Below are 17,955 nucleotides of genomic sequence, written 5' to 3'. Positions count from 1 at the left end.
GGCTCGGTCTACACAAAAATTGGATCTGGGGTCTGCCTGTCACGCTACCGTTGGGGGGCGCATTCGGCCTTGAAGGTAGCGGGCTGGCCAGGAAGAGGCGGCGCTTTTGGAGAAATCAGCCGAATGGCGCAGTTATGAACCTGAAAGCTGAGCGTTTTTTTGCGCACGTCGTCGGCATCGACCAATACCCGCCAGAAATGCGGATCTGGACTGCGGAAGAAGCCCACCACGCCCACATGGCTAGTTTCCTTGGCGACCGTCTGCTCCAGCTTCAATGCCTGCCCAGGCAACAACACGATTTCTTCCCGTGAAATCAGTTCGTTGCCGAACAGCTCCATATCAGTCTTCCCGCTATTGATCGCTTCGAAGGTCAACCTGCCGAAGGCGTTTCGGCTACTCAACTGGTATACCCGGAGCACCACGGAGAGCGGTTTTCCGTTTGCATCGACGTTAAGCAGATGATCAGCACTCCCGTGAATGGCCATGGGCTTCGGGCCGCTGCACGCACATAGCGTGCACGCACCGGCGATGACCAGCAGAAAGTATTTGATCTTGCGGACTACCTTGCTTGGCATGATAATTTTCACACGAAAGATATGGGCAAGTATTATTATGCTTCGCTTAAGAAATATCAATGCACAAGTAAATTTACATTCACGCCGCGCCTCGCGCCCCATCCTTGCGCCGCCGGCCTGATGAAACATTCAACATCATGATTATTGGCAATTTTCCAGTTTTTTGCATGCTTGCCTTCCTGCTTTTTTTACTTGCATGGATAGGCTGGTATTTTTTTTGCCGCAGGACGGTCGTTCGAGACGCACAAACGACCCACGAGTCATTCGCCGGATATCGTAATTTTTTACACAAGCAAATTCTAATATTGAGAAAGCTATTGTCAGTTGCATTGAATTGTGTAGTAAGATGCTGCCGGGCGGATTTTCATGGGTACGTTTGGCATGCCGCGGGCTTGGTACTCGCGTGTGCAACGATGGCTTTTGTTTTGCAAATTGGCGATCTGCATTCCATCCCGTCACTGATGCCCGCGAGCGATACGCGACACACCCACATCCAACTGGCTCTGACGGAAGAAAAATTGGTTCCCCCTTTGCCATTGCCGCCAGAAAGTTTTGTGGGGGTATTTGCCGAACGCCCAAGCTTGGCAAATGCGGATCGCGACTGGGGAAAGCTGAACCAGGATTTTGTGCAGGTGGTTTTGACAGTGATTGAAAAGCTCAGGCAGCGCGGCTATCCGATGGCCCTGCTGGAAGGGTATCGCAGCCCGGAGCGACAAGATGCCCTGTACGAAAACGGGGGTGTCACCAAGGCAAAAGGGGGGCATAGCCAACACCAATTTGGATTGGCGGTTGATCTTGCCCCCGTGCGAGATGGGAAAGTCGTGATTTCGGAACGAGATACCTGGGCCATGGAAGCTTACCGGGCGTTGGGTGAGGAAGCAGAAGCGCTCGGCTTGACATGGGGCGGTCGCTGGAGCTTCAGGGACTACGGACACATTGAGCGCACTGGCCGCACAAGGTCCTTCCCAGACAGAAATTGACAATTGCATAAGCAAGACATTCGCCACGGCAGGCAAAAACGGAACGCCCATAGAACCTGTTCAAAGTTTGTAGCGCGAAGCTGCAGAACCATGAACAGGCTCTCACAGATCAACAAGGAGTTTGTTCTTTTATGAAGCGTTGGTTATGCAATGCCAAGCTGATCTCGGCGGCTGGCTTTCTGATTCTTGTTGCGCTGATTTGGCTTCTTGGGCCATGGGCTGGACTCAAATCGATTGAATCCCGCTTCGCCTGGATTTTTGCGGTCATGCTTTTGTGGGTTGCGTCCTTGCTTGTAGGACAACTGCTCGCCAACAAGGCCGGGGGGCTCATCAAAAAGATGCTGCAAACCCAAGCCGATGACGCCGTAATGAACGCAAGTGCCGACAAGAGGGCAGAAGTAACCCTGCTTCGCCAACGTCTGCTTGGTGCGATTGATACATTGAAAACATCCAGGCTTGGTAAAGCTCGTGGTAATGCAGCGCTCTACGAACTGCCCTGGTACATGATCATCGGTCATCCTGCGGCGGGCAAAAGCTCCGCAATTTTGCAATCCGGCCTCACCTTTCCGTTCAGTGGAGAAGGCGGAATACAAGGTGTAGGAGGAACACGCAACTGCGACTGGTTTTTTTCAACGGAGGGCGTACTGCTCGATACCGCAGGTCGCTACGCCACGCAAAGTGAAGACCGTAGCGAGTGGGTATCGTTTCTCAAACTGCTGAAGCGTTATCGCAGCAAGGCGCCGGTCAACGGCATTTTGGTCGCCATCAGCCTGCCAGAACTGGCGCAGCATAACAGCGAAAGTTTCACACTCTACGCTCGCCAAATCCGTGAACGGATTCATGAGATAGAAGACAACTTCGGCTTGCAAGTCCCCATTTATTTGATTCTCACCAAGCTCGATCTTCTCGGAGGCTTTTGCCAATTTTTTGAAGATGACAATAACGATGCGCTGCGAAACAAGGTTTGGGGTGCCACATTCCCTTCGGAACAAGGCCAGGGCTTTGATGCAACGATTGCAACAGGGCAGCAATTTGACTGCTTATATCGCGGATTGGTGCAGATAGGCGAAGAAAAACTTGCCCAATACCGAGGAGCTGAATCCAGGCCGGCCTATTTTGCATTTCCGATCGAGTTTCATGGGCTGCGAGATGCAGTGGTCAAATTTGTGCGCCTGCTGCATGAAGAAGACCCTTACCACGCGAAACCATTGCTCCGCGGCTTTTACTTCACAAGCGCCCTGCAAGAGGGCGTACCTCGCATTGCAGCGGCAAGCCGGATTTCCAGTCAGTTCAACCTTGACCGTACCGGATTGAAGGTGCCGCTGGGTGTTGCTTCATACGGCTACTTCCTGCGCGATTTATTCCGCGAGGTGATTTTCCATGACCAGCATTTGGTATGCAGACAAACCAAACCTGCCGCGGGGCGGTTGCGTCTGGCAGGAATGCTGTCCGGTCTCTCGCTATTGGCGACCATCGCAGGAATATGGACATGGTCATATATCGGCAACCAGAAGCTGATTGCACAAGTTAGCCATGAATATCACCAAGCGCAACTGCAATCCAAGAGCGCACAAATTTATAAGCGGCTAAAAGCACTGGACAAGTTGCAGCAACGAATTGAACAGCTGCAAGCATTTAAAAACAATGGCCATCCATGGCAAATCGGGCTCGGTCTTTATCAAGGAGGCAAACTGGAGGCCAATTTACGCAAAGAATACTTTGCTGGCATCCGGGAAATCATGCTGACGCCAGTAAAACAAAGTCTGGAGTCAACACTTATGCAATTGGCAAAACAACGCCTCATACCTGCGGCGAAATCGCCCAGTGCAGTCAAAGCAAACGACCATGACAAAAAAACAGCACCCGTAATTCCGCAGCAGAAGCCCAGGATGCAGCGTTCCGTGCCGGGTAAAAGATTGCCTACCATCGATGTGAGTGTTTGGCATATCCCGCAGCGCGCAACGGCTTCTCGCCAGACAAACACAATTCAAGCTCCCGATGCAAATCAAGCCATAAAGCTCGATCAGGGATATAACGCGCTCAAAACCTACTTGATGCTGCATGAGCAAAACAAGATGGACGAGGCGCATCTTGCCGACCAACTTCCTCGCCATTGGCGTAATTGGCTTGAGTCAAACCGCGGAGAATACCGCCAGGAAGAGATCATGGCGCTGGCCGAGCGCTTGGTGGCTTTTTACGTAAACCAGATTAAAGCACCGGATCTCCCACTTATAGAAAACAACACACAAATTGTGTCTGGAGCACGAGAAATATTGCGAGGTTCGATAACCCAATTATCTGCCGAAGAACGTGCTTATGGCGAGATCAAGGCGCGCGCCAATGCCAAATTCGCACCATTGACAGTGGCCCGCATCCTGAATAATCAAAATATGGATATTGTTGCAGGTAGCCAGATGGTTGCAGGTGCATTCACCCGGGAAGCATTGGACAGCTATATCCGAGGCGCAATCGAGGATGCATGCAAAGGCGAAATAAAGGGGGAAGACTGGGTATTGGCCAGCAGCATCTCTGGTGGCCTCGGTCGTGCCGGAGATATAGACAAAAGCCGGGCACAGCTGCTCGCCCTGTACAAGGCAGAATATGCAAATGAGTGGAAAAAATTTCTCCAGGGTGTAGCAATTCGTGACTTTACTGATCTTAACTCCAGTGTCAATGCCATAAGTAAACTTGCCGATCAAAACAACTCTCCAACCAAACAATTGCTAATCCGGGCGGCGTACGAAACGGCATGGGACAACCCGTCCGAAGTGTCCAGAAAAATTGAACATGCCAAGCAGTCCATGCTTGAAAGGACAACTGAGTTTCTAAAGGGTACTGATTCATTGAAAAATGAATCTGGCCCGGAATATGGAATCGTGGGGGCACAATTTTCTGGAATTACCAACCTGGTTCACGGCAAGGGGAACGGTGCGCCGATTGACGGATACTTTGCACATCTGGAAAAACTCAAGCTTAAATTAGCCAAGCTCGCCTCAAGTGATGCCACCGGGGAACAGTTGCGTGCAACCGTGCAAGCAACTTTGAATGGCAGCAACTCAGAATTATCCGAGACACTTAACTATGTTGACGGGACATTGCTATCCAACTCCAACCAAGAAACGCGCGAGATAGTAAGGCCATTACTGACAAGGCCATTGATACAGGCCTACTCAGCCATGCTCGGACCATTGGAAAACGAAATTAATCAGGCATGGCAGCGCGAGGTATACGGACAATGGAAGACTCTATCCGGTAAATATCCATTTAGCGATACCGGCATGGAAGCCCCTATGTCTGATATCAACAAATTCATCAAGCCGAACGATGGAACAATCGATAAATTTGTCAGCAAATACCTTAATGGGTTGATCGTAAAGAAGGGGGATAAATTTACCCCCCGCACATGGGCAAATCTCGGTTTGCATTTTAACCCTGCGTTCCTCTCCAGTATTGAACGACTCTCTTCCATATCCAGCGTTCAACTATCTGAATCGGACAATGCAAGACTTGAACTGCAACCCGTCCCGACACCCGGCCTGTCTGAGATTTTGCTTGAAATTGACGGGCAGGACATGCGTTATCGCAACGGACCACAACCATGGCAAACATTTACTTGGCCGGGCACAGGTAAACAACAGGGGGCCCGTCTGCAAGTGGTTGCATTCAACGGGGAATCCATCACGGTCAGTAATCAGCAGGGAAGGATGGGCCTTGTGCGTTTGCTTTCCCAGGCTCAAGCCAGGAATCTGGACAGTCAAACGGTTCAGCTTTCCTGGAAAACGCCAAAAACAAACTCCAGAGATCCTGAAATTATCAGCCTTAATTTCCGCCTGGTTGGAGGAGTAAATCCGCTACAGATTTCCGGCTTGCGAAGACTGTCTTTGCCTGAACGGGTTACTTTATAAAGAAATTAATTGAAATGTTTATAAATTCTTTCCGGATCAAATCATAAATGCAGTATGCCATTTTTGGGAAATTGCCGCGGCGCGCAGACTTTATTCGAATAAATGCCAGTCACCCCGCTGCGCTGGAGCTGGACTGCCTGATCGCCAGCAGCCTTCGTTTGATGAGCGATACAGACGGCTGGCAAGAACGATTTCTGTCTGCACCGCCCTCATCGATTTTTTTCCGGTCACGGGACGGGCGCTGGTCATTTTTGGGTGCCATACGTCCTAGCCAGGATGAAGCTGGCCGCTGCTACCCGCTGGTTGCTGGCGTGATAACTGCAGAGAAGACATCCAATTCAAGCCTTGCTTCATATTTATTGGCAAATGAATTATTTCTGAGTGGACTGCATGAACACCTGACAAGCGCAATGGAAAACGCGGTAGAAATGCTTGCGTGTCGCCAGTTTTTTGAAGAAGAGCACCCGATCAGTGCTAGCTCATTGGCCGACTTGGAGCCATTGGCACAACAATTAATGTCCCGCTACAACAATTGTACAACCGTGCAAGAACTTGAAATGTTGCTGCAAAGCGAAACCCCAACCGGACTGGATCATTTACTGCTTGGTTTTGCATTTCACGCCCAATTGTTGCGCCGATTCAAAAGCAGCATGCCGGCACAATGTTTCAAGCTGCCACTGCCGAGCGGAACAGGAGAAGGCATATTGATGGCCGCAACCTGGGTTGGATTATACCAGGCGGCCATTGCAAATCATGATCAACCGCCTTTGCGCGGAATATTGCTATTCCCTGATGTTGATCAGCGCATGATTTTAGCCCCTGGTGATTTTACAGAGCACATGATGGCACTTGCTTTTGGCCATGACGCAGACCAAAGCATATATATACACCCACAGGATTCCAATACGCCATGGCATTCAAATCATGAGTGGGCTGAGGCCTCATATGTCATAGGGAGACAGTTATCGAATAGCAGGCTACTTTTATCTCAATTACATGACATTCTCAACGGTATTGCTGCTCGCATCAGTTGATCAGGTACGCAATCCACCACATAACGGCAGAGGAAAAATGAGCAAGGAAAGCACGCAAAAAAAACTGTCCAGGGTGCGCCCGCCGCGCGTTCAGATAACTTATGACGTAGAGATTGGCGACGCAATAGAAACAAAGGAATTGCCTTTTGTGCTTGGCGTAATTGGCGATTACTCGGGACACAACAAGAATCCGTTGCCAAAAGTCAAAGAGCGCAAATATGTGCAAATTGATCGCGACAATTTCGACGATGTTCTGAAGGGGGTCGCGCCTCGCTTGGCCATTCGGGCGGATAACAAGCTGAAAAATGACAGCAGTCAACTTTCCGTTGAATTGAATTTCAGTTGCCTGTCTGACTTTGAGCCACAAAACATAGCCATGCAGGTTGAGCCGCTCAGTAAACTTTTAAATGTGCGCAAACGGTTGGCTGACCTGCGAAACAAGATGGCAGGGAATGACAAACTGGAAACACTTCTGGATAACGTTGTGGGCGATACGGAAATGCTACATAAAATCAGCAATTCCTGCGCTCAAGCCATTGAGGTGAAATCATGAATAGCGAGCAATTACTGAATGAGTCATCTATTCAGCTGCCAGAGTCTACAGGGTTACTTGACCACATCATTGAATCAAGCAGAATTGCGACCAACGAGCAGGAAGTAATTTTTGCGCGGGATTTGATTGGCGAGCTTGTTGATCAGGTTGTAGCCGGGACGGTTACCATATCTCGCGATTTGACGGCCAGTATTGATGCGCGCATAGCTGAAATTGACGGTTTGATATCTGATCAGCTAAACGAAATTATGCATAATTCCGACTTCCAAAAATTGGAGGCCTCATGGAGAGGTCTAAAGTATTTGGTGGACGAATCAGAAACAGGCACAATGCTTAAAATCAAAGTTCTCAATGTTTCCAAGAAGGACTTGATCAAGGATTTTAAATCGTCATCTGAATTTGATCAAAGTGCAATTTTCAAGAAAATATACGAAGAGGAGTATGGCACATTTGGCGGGGCTCCATTTGCCGCACTTATTGCAGATTACGAATTTGGCCGCCACCCTGAAGACTTTTATCTTTTAAAAGAACTTTCGCATGTTGCTGCTGCTGCGCATGCCCCGATGATTACAGCTGCAGCCCCAGGCATGTTCGGACTGGAAAGCTTTGCCGACATTGGAAAACCCCGCGATTTGTCAAAAATTTTTGACACCGTTGAATATGCAAAATGGAAGAGCTTCCGTGAATCAGAAGATTCCAGATATGTGGGAATAGTCCTGCCGCATGTATTGGGTCGATTGCCATATGGTCGGGAAACCGTGCCGGTTGAGGATTTTGACTTTAATGAAAACGTGGATGGAACTGACCATGGCAAATATCTGTGGACAAACGCGGCATATTCCTATGGCGCACGTTTAACCTCAGCATTTGCCCAGTATGGATGGCTGGCTGCAATTCGCGGAGTAGAAGGAGGCGGGCTGGTTGAAGGATTGCCAACTCATACCTTCAATACTGACGATGGCGAAGTTGCCTTGAAATGCCCGACCGAAATTGCAATTACCGACAGAACAGAAAAACTGCTTTCTGACCTTGGATTTATTGCGCTTGTGCATTGCAAGAATACAGATTATGCAGCCTTTTTTGGCGGACAATCTGCACAAAAGGCAAAAACCTACAACACGGATTCAGCAAACGCCAACGCCAGGCTATCCACACAATTGCCATACATATTTTCGGTGTCACGTATTGCGCACTACATGAAATCAATCATGCGCGACAAGATTGGCAGCTTTGCATCAAGGCAAAACGTTCAGGACTATTTGAATACGTGGCTGGCTCAATATGTTTTGCTTGATGATTCAGCAAGCCAGGAGGCCAAGGCCAAATATCCGCTGCGCGAAGCCCGGGTAGATGTTGTTGAAGTTCCTGGAAAGCCGGGCGTTTACCGCGCCGCCGCTTTCTTGCGTCCGCATTTCCAACTGGATGAACTGACGATTTCATTGCGGCTGGTGGCAGAGCTGCCGAAGCCCGCGCGTTAAGGTTGTTGTGCCAGGTTGTTTTTATCACTCAATAGCAAGGAGATTATTATGGCATTTGATGCTTTTTTGAAGATTGATGGAATTCCAGGTGAGTCGACGGATGATAAGCATAAGGACTGGATTGAGATTTTGTCTTTCAGTCACATGATTGAACAACCGGCTCAAGCAACGGCATCCACTGCGGGTGGTGCTACCGCCGAGCGCGTAAACCACGGCGTTTACCAAATCACGCATTGCCTTGATAAAGCCAGCCCAAAAATTTATGAAGCTTGCTGCACGGGGAAGCATATCAACGATGTGACAATTGAAATTTGCCGCTCCGGTGGCGACAAAGTCAAATATTACGAAGTCAAGCTTGAGCAAGTCCTGATTTCCAAAGTGGAGTCAACTGGTTCTGCAAATGACAGCGGCTTTCCCTGTGAGCTTGTTAGCTTTAGCTATGGAAAAATCAAATGGACTTATACGCAGCAGAAACGTGCAGATGGCGCGGGGGGCGGTAACGTCAGCTCTGGCTGGGATCTTACTGCGAACAAAACAATTGCTTGATACTTGTTGTGCACGAAGGGCAGGCTGCTCTTTCTGGTTTCAAAGAGCAGCCGGCATTTGAATATTCATTATCAGGATTCTTCTACAGCCATGATCAGAAAATTGTTTGCAATTTTGTGCGTGACTTACCTTGCGGCGTGTACAACCGATCCGGCATCTGACGCGACATCATCTGCCGCCGCCAGCTCTACGTCGGCAACCGGAAAAGCGTCTATCAATATTGATGCAAGTTCAGATAAACAGCCTTTCAATTTATTGTTTGAGGGAAAAAAAACAAAATTAAATCATGATATGACCGTACGGCTGGATGATCTGGTTCGGCAACTGCAATTTGCCAATAAAATTCATGTTCGCGGTTACTGCAACAAGGCGGATGTTAGAAATTGTTCGTCCGTTGCCAGGGCGCGTGCGTTGGCGGTTAAAAAATATCTAATTAAGAAGGGTGTCAAGCCGGCAAAAATAACATTTGATGTTGATATTAAAGAGCCGTTGCATGCTGTTGCGGTTGAGGTTGGTGATTGATTTTTTAATTTTTTGTTTTGCTTGTATTTATTTGCATGCAGAAGTTTTGCATGCGACCAATTAAGTTTTATTTAGATAGTGGGGGTTGGTTTATGAATATGCAATTTATTGCTCTTTTGTCATTTGCAAGCTTAACTGCATGTGGCGGGTTGTCCGTAAGTCAATCCCCGGTTTTATCCTCGTCGCCAGTCGTTCATGTTCCTGAATCGGCAAATAAATACATGCATCATGGTGATCCTTTTTTTATTAATTTTGAAACCATGAGTGCCAAATTGGATAGGCTGGGAGAGGCGAGGCTGGATGAGTTGGTGTTTAAAATGAAAGGTGCATCAAAAATATTATTGCACGGCAACTGCAACAAGAACGAAATCGGAAATCCGCAGCAAGCATCGTGGGCTCGAGCCATGGAGGTGAAAAAATACCTTGTAAAAAAAGGAATTGGAGAAAAGAAAATTTTTGTTGGAGCAAATATTGATGAGCCATTGCATGGCGTTCGTATAGAAATTCATCTCTGATTTTACATTTTCGAGTCAATCCTTGAAGCTCTGCCGACTCAATGTGGTGATGGCTCATCAGTTATAGTCAGCAGAGCGTATACCCAATGGATTGGCCGTAAAGCGGTAATCCGGGGCGCTGCAAGCGATGTCTGAGCATGATGTGAATAGGAATCCGTCTTTTACTCGTGTCCAAACGCCTTCTCGCGCAGCGCCTTGAGCTGGTCGCGCAGCTTGGCGGCTTTTTCGAATTCGAGGTTTTGCGCGGCCTGCATCATTTCTTTTTCGATGCGCTTGAGTTCCTTGGCGAGCTGCTTTTCGTCCATCTCGTCGAGCATGGAGTGGCGTTTCTGTTCGATGCGGGCGGCTGCGGCGTCTTCGGCGTTGTAGACGCCGTCGATGATGTCCTTGATGCGCTTGACCACGCCGCGCGGGGTGATGCCGTTGGCTTCGTTGAAGGCAATTTGCTTGGCGCGACGGCGTTCGGTTTCGCCGATGGCTTTCTTCATCGAATCGGTGATGCGGTCGGCGTAGAGGATGGCGGTGCCGTTGAGGTTGCGCGCGGCGCGGCCGATGGTCTGGATCAGGCTGCGCTCGCTGCGCAGGAAGCCTTCCTTGTCGGCATCCAGAATGGCGACCAGCGAGACTTCCGGAATATCCAGCCCTTCACGCAGCAGGTTGATGCCGATCAGCACGTCGAACATGCCCAGCCGCAGGTCGCGGATGATCTCGACACGCTCGACAGTGTCGATGTCGGAGTGCAGGTAGCGCACCTTCACGCCATGTTCCGATAGGTATTCGGTGAGTTGCTCGGACATGCGCTTGGTGAGCGTGGTGACGAGTACGCGTTCTTCCTTTTCGGCACGTTTGCGTATTTCCGAAAGCAGGTCGTCGACCTGCGTACCGACCGGGCGCACTTCTATTTGCGGGTCGACGAGGCCGGTGGGGCGCACCACCTGTTCGACGACTTGCCCCTGGTGTTCCTGCTCGTAGGTGGCCGGGGTGGCGGAAACAAAGATGCTCTGCGGCATCAGTTGCTCGAATTCCTCGAACTTGAGCGGGCGGTTGTCGAGCGCGGAGGGCAGGCGGAAGCCATAATCGACGAGGTTTTCCTTGCGCGAGCGGTCGCCCTTGTACATGCCGCCGACCTGCGGGATGGTGACGTGCGATTCGTCGAGAATCATCAGGCAGTTTTCGGGCAGGTAGTCGATCAGTGTCGGCGGTGCTTCGCCGGCTTGTTTGCCGGAAAAGTGCCGCGAGTAGTTTTCGATGCCCTTGCAGAAGCCCATCTCGTTGAGCATTTCCAGATCGAAGCGCGTGCGCTGTTCCAGCCGCTGGGCTTCCACCAGCTTGTGGTTCTTGTAGTAGAACTCAAGCCGTTCGCGCAGTTCGATCTTGATTGTCTCGATGGCTTTCAGCACCGTGGCGCGCGGGGTGACGTAATGGCTGGACGGGAAGACGGTAAAGCGCCCGACGCGGCTTTCGATTTTGCCGGTGAGCGGGTCGAAGAGTTGCAGTTTTTCGATTTCGTCGTCGAACAGCGCGATGCGGATGGCCAGATCGGCGTTTTCGGCGGGGAAGATGTCGATCACGTCGCCGCGCACGCGGAAGGTGCCGCGTGCGAAGTCCATCTCGTTGCGGTCGTACTGCATCGTGGTCAGGCGGGTGATGATGTCGCGTTGCGCGAGTTTTTCGCCTTCCTTCAGATGCAGGATCATCTGGTGGTAATCGGATGGATCGCCAATGCCGTAGATGGCGCTGACGGTGGCGACGATGATGCAGTCGGGGCGCTCCAGAATGGCCTTGGTCGCGGAAAGACGCATCTGCTCGATGTGCTCGTTGATGCTGGAATCCTTCTCGATGAACAGGTCACGGCTGGGGACGTAGGCTTCGGGCTGGTAGTAGTCGTAATAGCTGACGAAGTATTCGACTGCGTTCTTCGGGAAGAACTCGCGCATCTCGGAATAGAGCTGCGCGGCGAGTGTCTTGTTCGGGGCCATGATGATGGCGGGGCGGCCGGTGCGCGCAATCACGTTCGCCATGGTGTAGGTCTTGCCCGATCCGGTTACGCCGAGCAACGTCTGGTAGCGCAGGCCGTCCTCCAGACCTTCGACCAGCTTGGCGATGGCGCCGGGTTGGTCGCCCGCAGGCGGAAAGGGCTGGAAGAGTTCGTAAGGACTATCCGGGAAGGTGACGAACATGGCGTTTATTGTGAAAAATGAAGTCTAGAACGATCATTCTACTCCGCCGGCGGCAAATGGCTGCACGGTGTAACTAATTACCCGACCGGCTGTTTGTCGGCTTGAAACGACTGGTGTATTCTTTTTTGCATGAAAGCAGCTAAACGTGCCTACCATCCGCTCTCCGTCCTGATCCACTGGTCCGTCGTGGTGCTGGTGATCGTCTGTCTGGCTTCGATTGCCGTGGCGACGCGCCTTTCGCGCGCCGATGCCCTGCGCGGCGTGCTGGTCAGAACGCACGTGATTTCCGGCCAGTTGCTGTTCCTGCTCAACCTCATCCGCCTGTCGATCTTCAGCGCATTCGGCACCCCGGTTCCGGATGGTCAGGATTTCCATCAGGTCCACGTCATGCGTTTCCTGCATGGTCTGCTTTATGGCTCGATCGGCTTCCTGGCTTGCAGCGGTACACTGCTCGCGATCTCCTATGCCGCCGGCCAGACCGTGATGGGGCTCCAGGTGCCGATGATCCTCAGCCCGGCGGGCATGGCCTCGCTGCGTGAACTGCATAACCTTGTCAGCGTTGTCTTCATCTTCTTTGCTTTGATCCATGCCGCCGCTTCGATTGCGATGCACTATTTTGCTGGCCGGACCACGCTGGCCAAGATGCGCGTCGAAGGCAAGGTCACCGATTACATCACTTCTCCGGAAACCGAGAAGAACTATCTGCGCATCGACGCGCCGGTCATGCCGACCGATCCGCGCCAAGGGCATTGATTCCCTTCCCAGCTTTCCTTGCTTTTGCCGCCGGCGCTGCTACCATTGGGCCTGCTGCCAGTGTGGGCAAATATGACGGGAATCCCTAGATGATTTTTTCGGTTAATCAACGTTTAGTGGCGATCATTGCCGGCGCGGTGATCGCCGTACTGATTACCGGGCTGATTGGTTTCTTCAGTTCGCAGCAGATCAGTGAAGAACTCAAATATACCGACGAAAACATCATCCGCAGTCTGGGGATTCTTTCCAGCGCCGAGCGCGACTTCCTCTTGATCCGCGTGAACGCGCTGTATCACCTTTCCTACGACGACCGGGCCAAGAAGGCGCCACACGAGGCCACCATTCGCCGCAATATCCAGGAAATCCAGAAACGGCTTGCCGATTACGAGCAGAACCTGATCATCAACAGCCGTGACCGCGAACTGCTGCAAAACGACAAGCAGCTCTTTGCCATTTACCTCGCCGCACTGGAAAAAGTGCTGGAAAAATCGAACGACCGTGACCGCGAGGCAGCAGTGGTCGTCGTTGAAAGCGAGTGGAAGCCAGCCGGTGACCGGCTGACCGCTGCGTTTGCCGAGCATTCCCGCTACAAGGAAAGGCTGGTCGATCAAGTGGTGCTGCAATCCATGAACAAGGGCCGGAGCGCGGCCTGGATTGTGCTACTGGTCACGATCGTCAGTGCGTTGCTGCTGGTGGTTTTCGGCTATCTGTTCAAATCTACGCTGCCGCCGCGTCAGAACTAAAACCCGGTTCATCCGGCGGCTGCGCCTTCGCATGTGGCGGAGCTCGGAACCCGCGTACATTACGGTTCCTGCGCTCCGCCCGGTTGATCCTCAGCCTGCGCATGCCTCCGAGACAGCTGCCGCAAGCTTGTCCACCATCTCTTTCTGCGTATCCCAGCTGCACATGAAGCGGCAGCCGCCTTCGCCGATGAACTGGTAGAAACGCCAGCCGTCGGCCAGCAATTTGTTTGCAGCGCGTTGCGGCATCTTGACGAATACCGCGTTGGATTCGCGCGGGAAGATGATTTCCACCTGCGGAATCTTGATCAGGGCATCGTGCAGGCGCTGTGCCATGGCATTGGCGTGACGCGCGTTGCGCAGCCAGACATCGTTTTCCAGCAAGCCGAGCCACGGTGCGGAGATGAAGCGCATTTTGGAGGCGAGTTGCCCACCCTGTTTTACGCGGTGGGCAAAATCCTGCGCCAGTTCACGGTTGAAGAACACCACCGCTTCGCCGACCGGCAGGCCGTTCTTGGTGCCTCCGAAACACAGCACATCCACGCCTGCGCGCCAGGTAATGTCGGCGGGGTGGGCCCCCAGCGTGGCGACCGCATTGGCAAAACGCGCGCCGTCCATATGCAGTGCCAGTCCGTGCTTGCGCGCCATGGCGGAGATCGCCTGGATTTCATCGATCTGGTAGACCGTACCGACTTCCGTGGACTGGGTGATCGAAACCGCCTTGGGCTTGGGGTAGTGGATATCGCTGCGACGCGTGACGATGGTCTCAATCGCCTGCGGGGTGAGCTTGCCGTTGGTGCCGGAGGCGACCATCAGCTTGGCGCCGCTGGAAAAGAATTCCGGCGCACCGCATTCGTCGGTTTCGATGTGTGCGACTTCGTGGCAGATCACCGAGTTGTAGGATTGGCAGAGCGAAGCCAGCGCCAGAGAGTTGGCCGCTGTGCCGTTGAAAACATAGAACACATCGCAGTTGGTCTGGAACAGGTCGCGGATCGCATCGCAGACGCGCTGGGTCCACTGGTCGTCGCCGTATGCAGGTTCGTGGCCGCTGCTGTTGGCTTCAACCAGCCATTTCAGGGCTTCCGGACAGACGCCGGCGTAATTGTCAGAGGCAAAGTGCTGGGCCATGTTGTTGTTCTTCTCGTTGAGACTAATCCGGTATTCTTGCAGAAGTCAGCCCCGAAAAATATGGGATTTTTCCTGGGTGGAAGGAATGCGGTCCGTTTTTCGCTCGGGCTGATCGTGTCGGAGTCATGCTGCCGGGGTGGCGTGTTGCCCGCGCAGTATTTCTCGCAGCAGGTTCATCGTCACGGCTTTCTGGCGGGAGAGGGCGAGTTCGTTGGCGTGTTCCAGCAGGCGGTAGAGGCTTGCCATGCCGCGCGGGGCGTGGCGCAGCAGGTAATCGGCCAGTTCGCCGGAGAGGTCGAAACCCAATTGGCGCGCACGTGCCTGCATGGCGGCGGCCTTGTCCGAATCGCTGAGAGGCCTGAGCTGGTAAACGAGCCCCCATCCCAGCCGGGTGGCGAGATCGGGGAGCATGGAGAGCAGCATCGGCGGTAGCAGGCCGGCGGATACCAGTCCGCCGCTGCCGGCTCGCAAGGTGTTGAAATGGGCGAACAGCGTTTCCTGCCCGGCTCGGTCCAGGCTGTCGACGTTATCGACGGCCAGCAGCGTGTCGGGTTCAATCTCTTCCGGCAAAGCTTCGCAACAGGCATCAATGAGGCGCGCTTGAGCGCGTCGGGCCGCAGCGGCCAGCAAGTGGCTCTTGCCGCAGCCGGGCTCGCCCCAGAGGTAGACAAAGCGGGCATGAGGCGTTCCGGTGCACCATTCGTTGAGCTGGAACAGCAGCTCGGCGTTTTCGCCGGCGACAAAATCGCTGAACGGCTCCGGTGCCGGCAGCGCGAGATCGAGAACCAGTTGTTTCAAAGCCGTTCCCCGTCAACCTTGCTCGCCGGGAGCTGGGGGAATGGAAGGCCCGCGTCTGCGCCGGTAGAAGTGGCTGGCGCGGTAGTGCCGCATTGCGTGCGAGAGGCCGACTTGCAAGATGGCGGCCATGGGTAGGGCGAGCAGGACGCCGATGAAACCGAAGAGCTGCCAGAACGCCATCAAGGCGAAGATCACGGCAACCGGATGCAGCCCGATGCGCTCGCCCACCAGCTTGGGCGTGATGAAATTGGATTCCAGCGATTGCCCGATCAGGAATACGGTCAGCGTGGGCAATACGCCTATCAGTGAGCCGAACTGGGTGAAAGCGGCAAGCGATCCCAGAACCAGTCCAATGGTCGAGCCGACAAAGGGAATGAAGGTCAGAATGCCGGTCAGCAAACCCAGCGGCAGTGCACCGTTGAGCCCGACAGCCCAGAGACCGGCGGTGTAGAGGAAGGACATGATGGACATGACCATCAGTTCGCCGCGCAGGAAGGCGCCCAGTACGGCATCGATGTCTTTCAGCAGCGTGGACACGGTCGGTTCGAAACGGCGTGGCACCAGCCGCAGCAGGCGCGGGATCAGGCGGTCCGAATCGCGCAGGAAATAGAAAAAGACAACCGGAGTGAGCACGATGTTGGTGGCCAGCTGGAGCAGGAACATGCCGCGGCTGCCCAGACCCTTGAGAATTTCAGGTGCGGCGGCGCGCAGGCTTTCGCTGTGCTCCGATGCCCAGGTCCCAAGATGTTCGAAATCCGGCAGTACGTTCGGACCCAGACGGATTTGCAGTTCAGGCAGCCAGCGGCTTTGCGCCAGTGCGACGAATTTCCCCACAGCGCCGTACAGTGCCTGAACCTGCTGGAACAGGAGCGGGAGCAGGATCAGCATCACGGCCAGCAGTGCGAGCAACAACCCCAGCATTGACAGCAAGGCGGCAAGGCTTGGGTTGATGCGATGGCGAACCAGCCAGTGATGGGCGGGATAACCGATGTAGGTGAGCAGCAGTGCGGCGGCGAAAGGCGTCAGGATCGGCATGAGGGCATAGCCCAGCCACCCGGTCAGGAACAGCGCGGCCGCCATGATCCACCATGCGGTCGAAAACGAGTGTCGGACAGGCGGGCTTTTCATGACGGGATCGGGTAAAATCGCGCGTTTTCAGGGAATGCGTAGATTCTAGCGCATCCGGCAAACCTGCACGAGGAAATGACATGACCGCCCCGAGCCTCTCCTACCGCGATGCTGGCGTCGATATCGACGCCGGAGACCAACTGGTTGAAAACATCAAACCGTTTGCCAAGCGCACCATGCGCCCGGAAGTGCTGGGCGATCTTGGCGGTTTCGGTGCGTTGGTGGAAATCTCCAAGAAATACAAAGAACCGGTTCTGGTTTCCGGTACCGACGGCGTGGGCACCAAGCTCAAGCTTGCTTTTGAACTCAAGCGCCATGACACGGTCGGCATCGACCTCGTGGCAATGAGCGTGAACGACATTCTGGTGCAGGGCGCCGAACCGCTGTTCTTCCTCGATTACTTTGCTTGCGGCAAGCTCGACGTTCCGTCCGCGACCGAGGTGATCAAGGGCGTTGCCTATGGCTGCGAGCAGGCCGGTTGCGCGCTGATCGGCGGAGAAACCGCCGAGATGCCGGGCATGTACCCGGTCGGTGAATACGATCTGGCCGGTTTTGCCGTTGGTGTCGTGGAAAAGTCACAGGTCATCACCGGCAAGACCATTGCGGCCGGCGACGTGGTGCTGGGGCTGGCTTCGAACGGCGCACATTCCAACGGCTATTCGCTGGTACGCAAGATCATCGAGGTCGCCAAGCCCGACCTGAATGCCACGTTCGAGGGCGACAAGACGCTGGCTGACGCGATCATGGCGCCGACCCGTATTTATGTAAAACCGCTCCTGAAACTCATGCAAACCCTGCCGGTCAAGGGCATGGCCCACATCACCGGCGGTGGCATCACCGAAAACGTGCCGCGCGTGCTGCCGGAAAACACCGTAGCCCAGATCGACGCCAAGAGCTGGAGCATGCCCAAGTTGTTCCAGTGGCTGCAGGAAAAGGGTGGCGTGGCGCAAAACGAAATGTATCGCACCTTCAACTGCGGTATCGGCATGGTGGTGATCGTGGCTGCCGAATATGCAGAACAAGCCGCCGCACTGCTGACCGCCGAAGGCGAGAAGGTCTTCACCATCGGCGCAATCCGCGCACGGGTGGGTGACGAGCACCAGACGCAAGTCGCTTGATT

Annotated in this window: 16 protein-coding genes; 11 read left to right on the top strand and 5 right to left on the bottom strand. The window is 53.4% G+C overall.

All coding sequences use genetic code 11. The annotated features are described in order from the left end of the window. Positions 1 to 44: 44 nt before the first annotated feature. On the bottom strand, positions 45 to 704 hold the full coding sequence (tssJ, locus tag BMZ36_RS03550) for a type VI secretion system lipoprotein TssJ (protein ID WP_091191492.1): 660 nt from the start codon (positions 702 to 704) through the stop codon (positions 45 to 47). A gap of 8 nt (positions 705 to 712) precedes the next feature. Between tssJ and BMZ36_RS14695 the strand changes: the two genes are divergently transcribed. The 8 genes from BMZ36_RS14695 (at position 713) to BMZ36_RS03510 (ending at position 10,108) form a co-directional block, all read left to right on the top strand. Then, positions 713 to 1,555, top strand: coding sequence for a M15 family metallopeptidase (locus tag BMZ36_RS14695; protein ID WP_245747763.1), 843 nt, complete (start codon positions 713 to 715; stop codon positions 1,553 to 1,555). 131 nt (positions 1,556 to 1,686) lie between these two features. Continuing rightward, a complete protein-coding gene (tssM, locus tag BMZ36_RS03540) occupies positions 1,687 to 5,460 on the top strand; it encodes a type VI secretion system membrane subunit TssM (RefSeq protein WP_091191489.1) in 3,774 nt (1,257 codons plus the stop codon). 47 nt (positions 5,461 to 5,507) lie between these two features. Then, positions 5,508 to 6,494: a type VI secretion system-associated protein TagF gene (gene tagF, locus BMZ36_RS03535; RefSeq protein WP_091191486.1), complete on the top strand. Its 987-nt coding sequence runs from the start codon at positions 5,508 to 5,510 to the stop codon at positions 6,492 to 6,494. Between the two features lie 37 nt (positions 6,495 to 6,531). Beyond that, positions 6,532 to 7,047, top strand: coding sequence for a type VI secretion system contractile sheath small subunit (gene tssB / locus BMZ36_RS03530; protein ID WP_091191484.1), 516 nt, complete (start codon positions 6,532 to 6,534; stop codon positions 7,045 to 7,047). Beyond that, entirely contained in the window at positions 7,044 to 8,525 is a 1,482-nt protein-coding gene (tssC, locus tag BMZ36_RS03525) for a type VI secretion system contractile sheath large subunit (RefSeq protein ID WP_091191481.1), read from the top strand. The genes tssB and tssC overlap by 4 nt, the downstream gene beginning before the upstream one ends. A 48-nt stretch (positions 8,526 to 8,573) precedes the next feature. Beyond that, a complete protein-coding gene (locus tag BMZ36_RS03520) occupies positions 8,574 to 9,071 on the top strand; it encodes an Hcp family type VI secretion system effector (RefSeq protein WP_091191479.1) in 498 nt (165 codons plus the stop codon). A 57-nt stretch (positions 9,072 to 9,128) separates the two neighbouring features. Next, positions 9,129 to 9,593 carry an OmpA family protein gene (locus BMZ36_RS03515; protein WP_143085961.1) on the top strand — a complete coding sequence of 155 codons (465 nt, stop codon included), beginning with the start codon at positions 9,129 to 9,131 and terminating at the stop codon, positions 9,591 to 9,593. A gap of 50 nt (positions 9,594 to 9,643) precedes the next feature. Further along, positions 9,644 to 10,108 (top strand): OmpA family protein, encoded by a 465-nt coding sequence (locus tag BMZ36_RS03510; RefSeq protein ID WP_177187765.1) that lies wholly within the window; start codon positions 9,644 to 9,646, stop codon positions 10,106 to 10,108. A gap of 161 nt (positions 10,109 to 10,269) precedes the next feature. Here the strand turns inward: BMZ36_RS03510 and uvrB are convergent, their stop codons facing one another. After that, the gene (gene uvrB, locus BMZ36_RS03505) at positions 10,270 to 12,288 is read right to left on the bottom strand and encodes an excinuclease ABC subunit UvrB (RefSeq protein ID WP_091191472.1); all 2,019 of its coding nucleotides are present in this window, start codon (positions 12,286 to 12,288) and stop codon (positions 10,270 to 10,272) included. A gap of 129 nt (positions 12,289 to 12,417) precedes the next feature. Between uvrB and BMZ36_RS03500 the strand changes: the two genes are divergently transcribed. Both BMZ36_RS03500 and BMZ36_RS03495 read left to right on the top strand, forming a co-directional pair. Continuing rightward, positions 12,418 to 13,041, top strand: coding sequence for a cytochrome b (locus BMZ36_RS03500; protein WP_091191470.1), 624 nt, complete (start codon positions 12,418 to 12,420; stop codon positions 13,039 to 13,041). An 89-nt stretch (positions 13,042 to 13,130) separates the two neighbouring features. Beyond that, positions 13,131 to 13,784, top strand: coding sequence for an MCP four helix bundle domain-containing protein (locus BMZ36_RS03495; protein ID WP_091191468.1), 654 nt, complete (start codon positions 13,131 to 13,133; stop codon positions 13,782 to 13,784). A gap of 90 nt (positions 13,785 to 13,874) precedes the next feature. Here the strand turns inward: BMZ36_RS03495 and BMZ36_RS03490 are convergent, their stop codons facing one another. From BMZ36_RS03490 to BMZ36_RS03480, 3 genes are all read right to left on the bottom strand, one after another. Continuing rightward, positions 13,875 to 14,909, bottom strand: coding sequence for a threonine aldolase family protein (locus BMZ36_RS03490; protein ID WP_091191466.1), 1,035 nt, complete (start codon positions 14,907 to 14,909; stop codon positions 13,875 to 13,877). Between the two features lie 123 nt (positions 14,910 to 15,032). Further along, complete coding sequence (hda, locus tag BMZ36_RS03485; RefSeq protein ID WP_091191464.1) at positions 15,033 to 15,707, bottom strand: DnaA regulatory inactivator Hda; 675 nt, start codon at positions 15,705 to 15,707, stop codon at positions 15,033 to 15,035. 12 nt (positions 15,708 to 15,719) lie between these two features. Beyond that, the gene (locus BMZ36_RS03480; protein ID WP_091191462.1) at positions 15,720 to 16,835 is read right to left on the bottom strand and encodes an AI-2E family transporter; all 1,116 of its coding nucleotides are present in this window, start codon (positions 16,833 to 16,835) and stop codon (positions 15,720 to 15,722) included. A gap of 80 nt (positions 16,836 to 16,915) precedes the next feature. Between BMZ36_RS03480 and purM the strand changes: the two genes are divergently transcribed. Beyond that, positions 16,916 to 17,953, top strand: a complete 1,038-nt coding sequence (gene purM, locus BMZ36_RS03475) for a phosphoribosylformylglycinamidine cyclo-ligase (protein ID WP_091191460.1) — start codon at positions 16,916 to 16,918, stop codon at positions 17,951 to 17,953. The last annotated feature ends 2 nt before the right edge of the window (positions 17,954 to 17,955 follow it).

It is taken from the genome of Formivibrio citricus (assembly GCF_900115065.1).
In the GTDB taxonomy this organism is placed as follows: Bacteria; Pseudomonadota; Gammaproteobacteria; order Burkholderiales; family Chitinibacteraceae; genus Formivibrio; species Formivibrio citricus.
The sequence above is the reverse complement of the archived record's forward strand: the minus strand, read 5'-3'. Positions and strand labels throughout refer to the sequence as shown.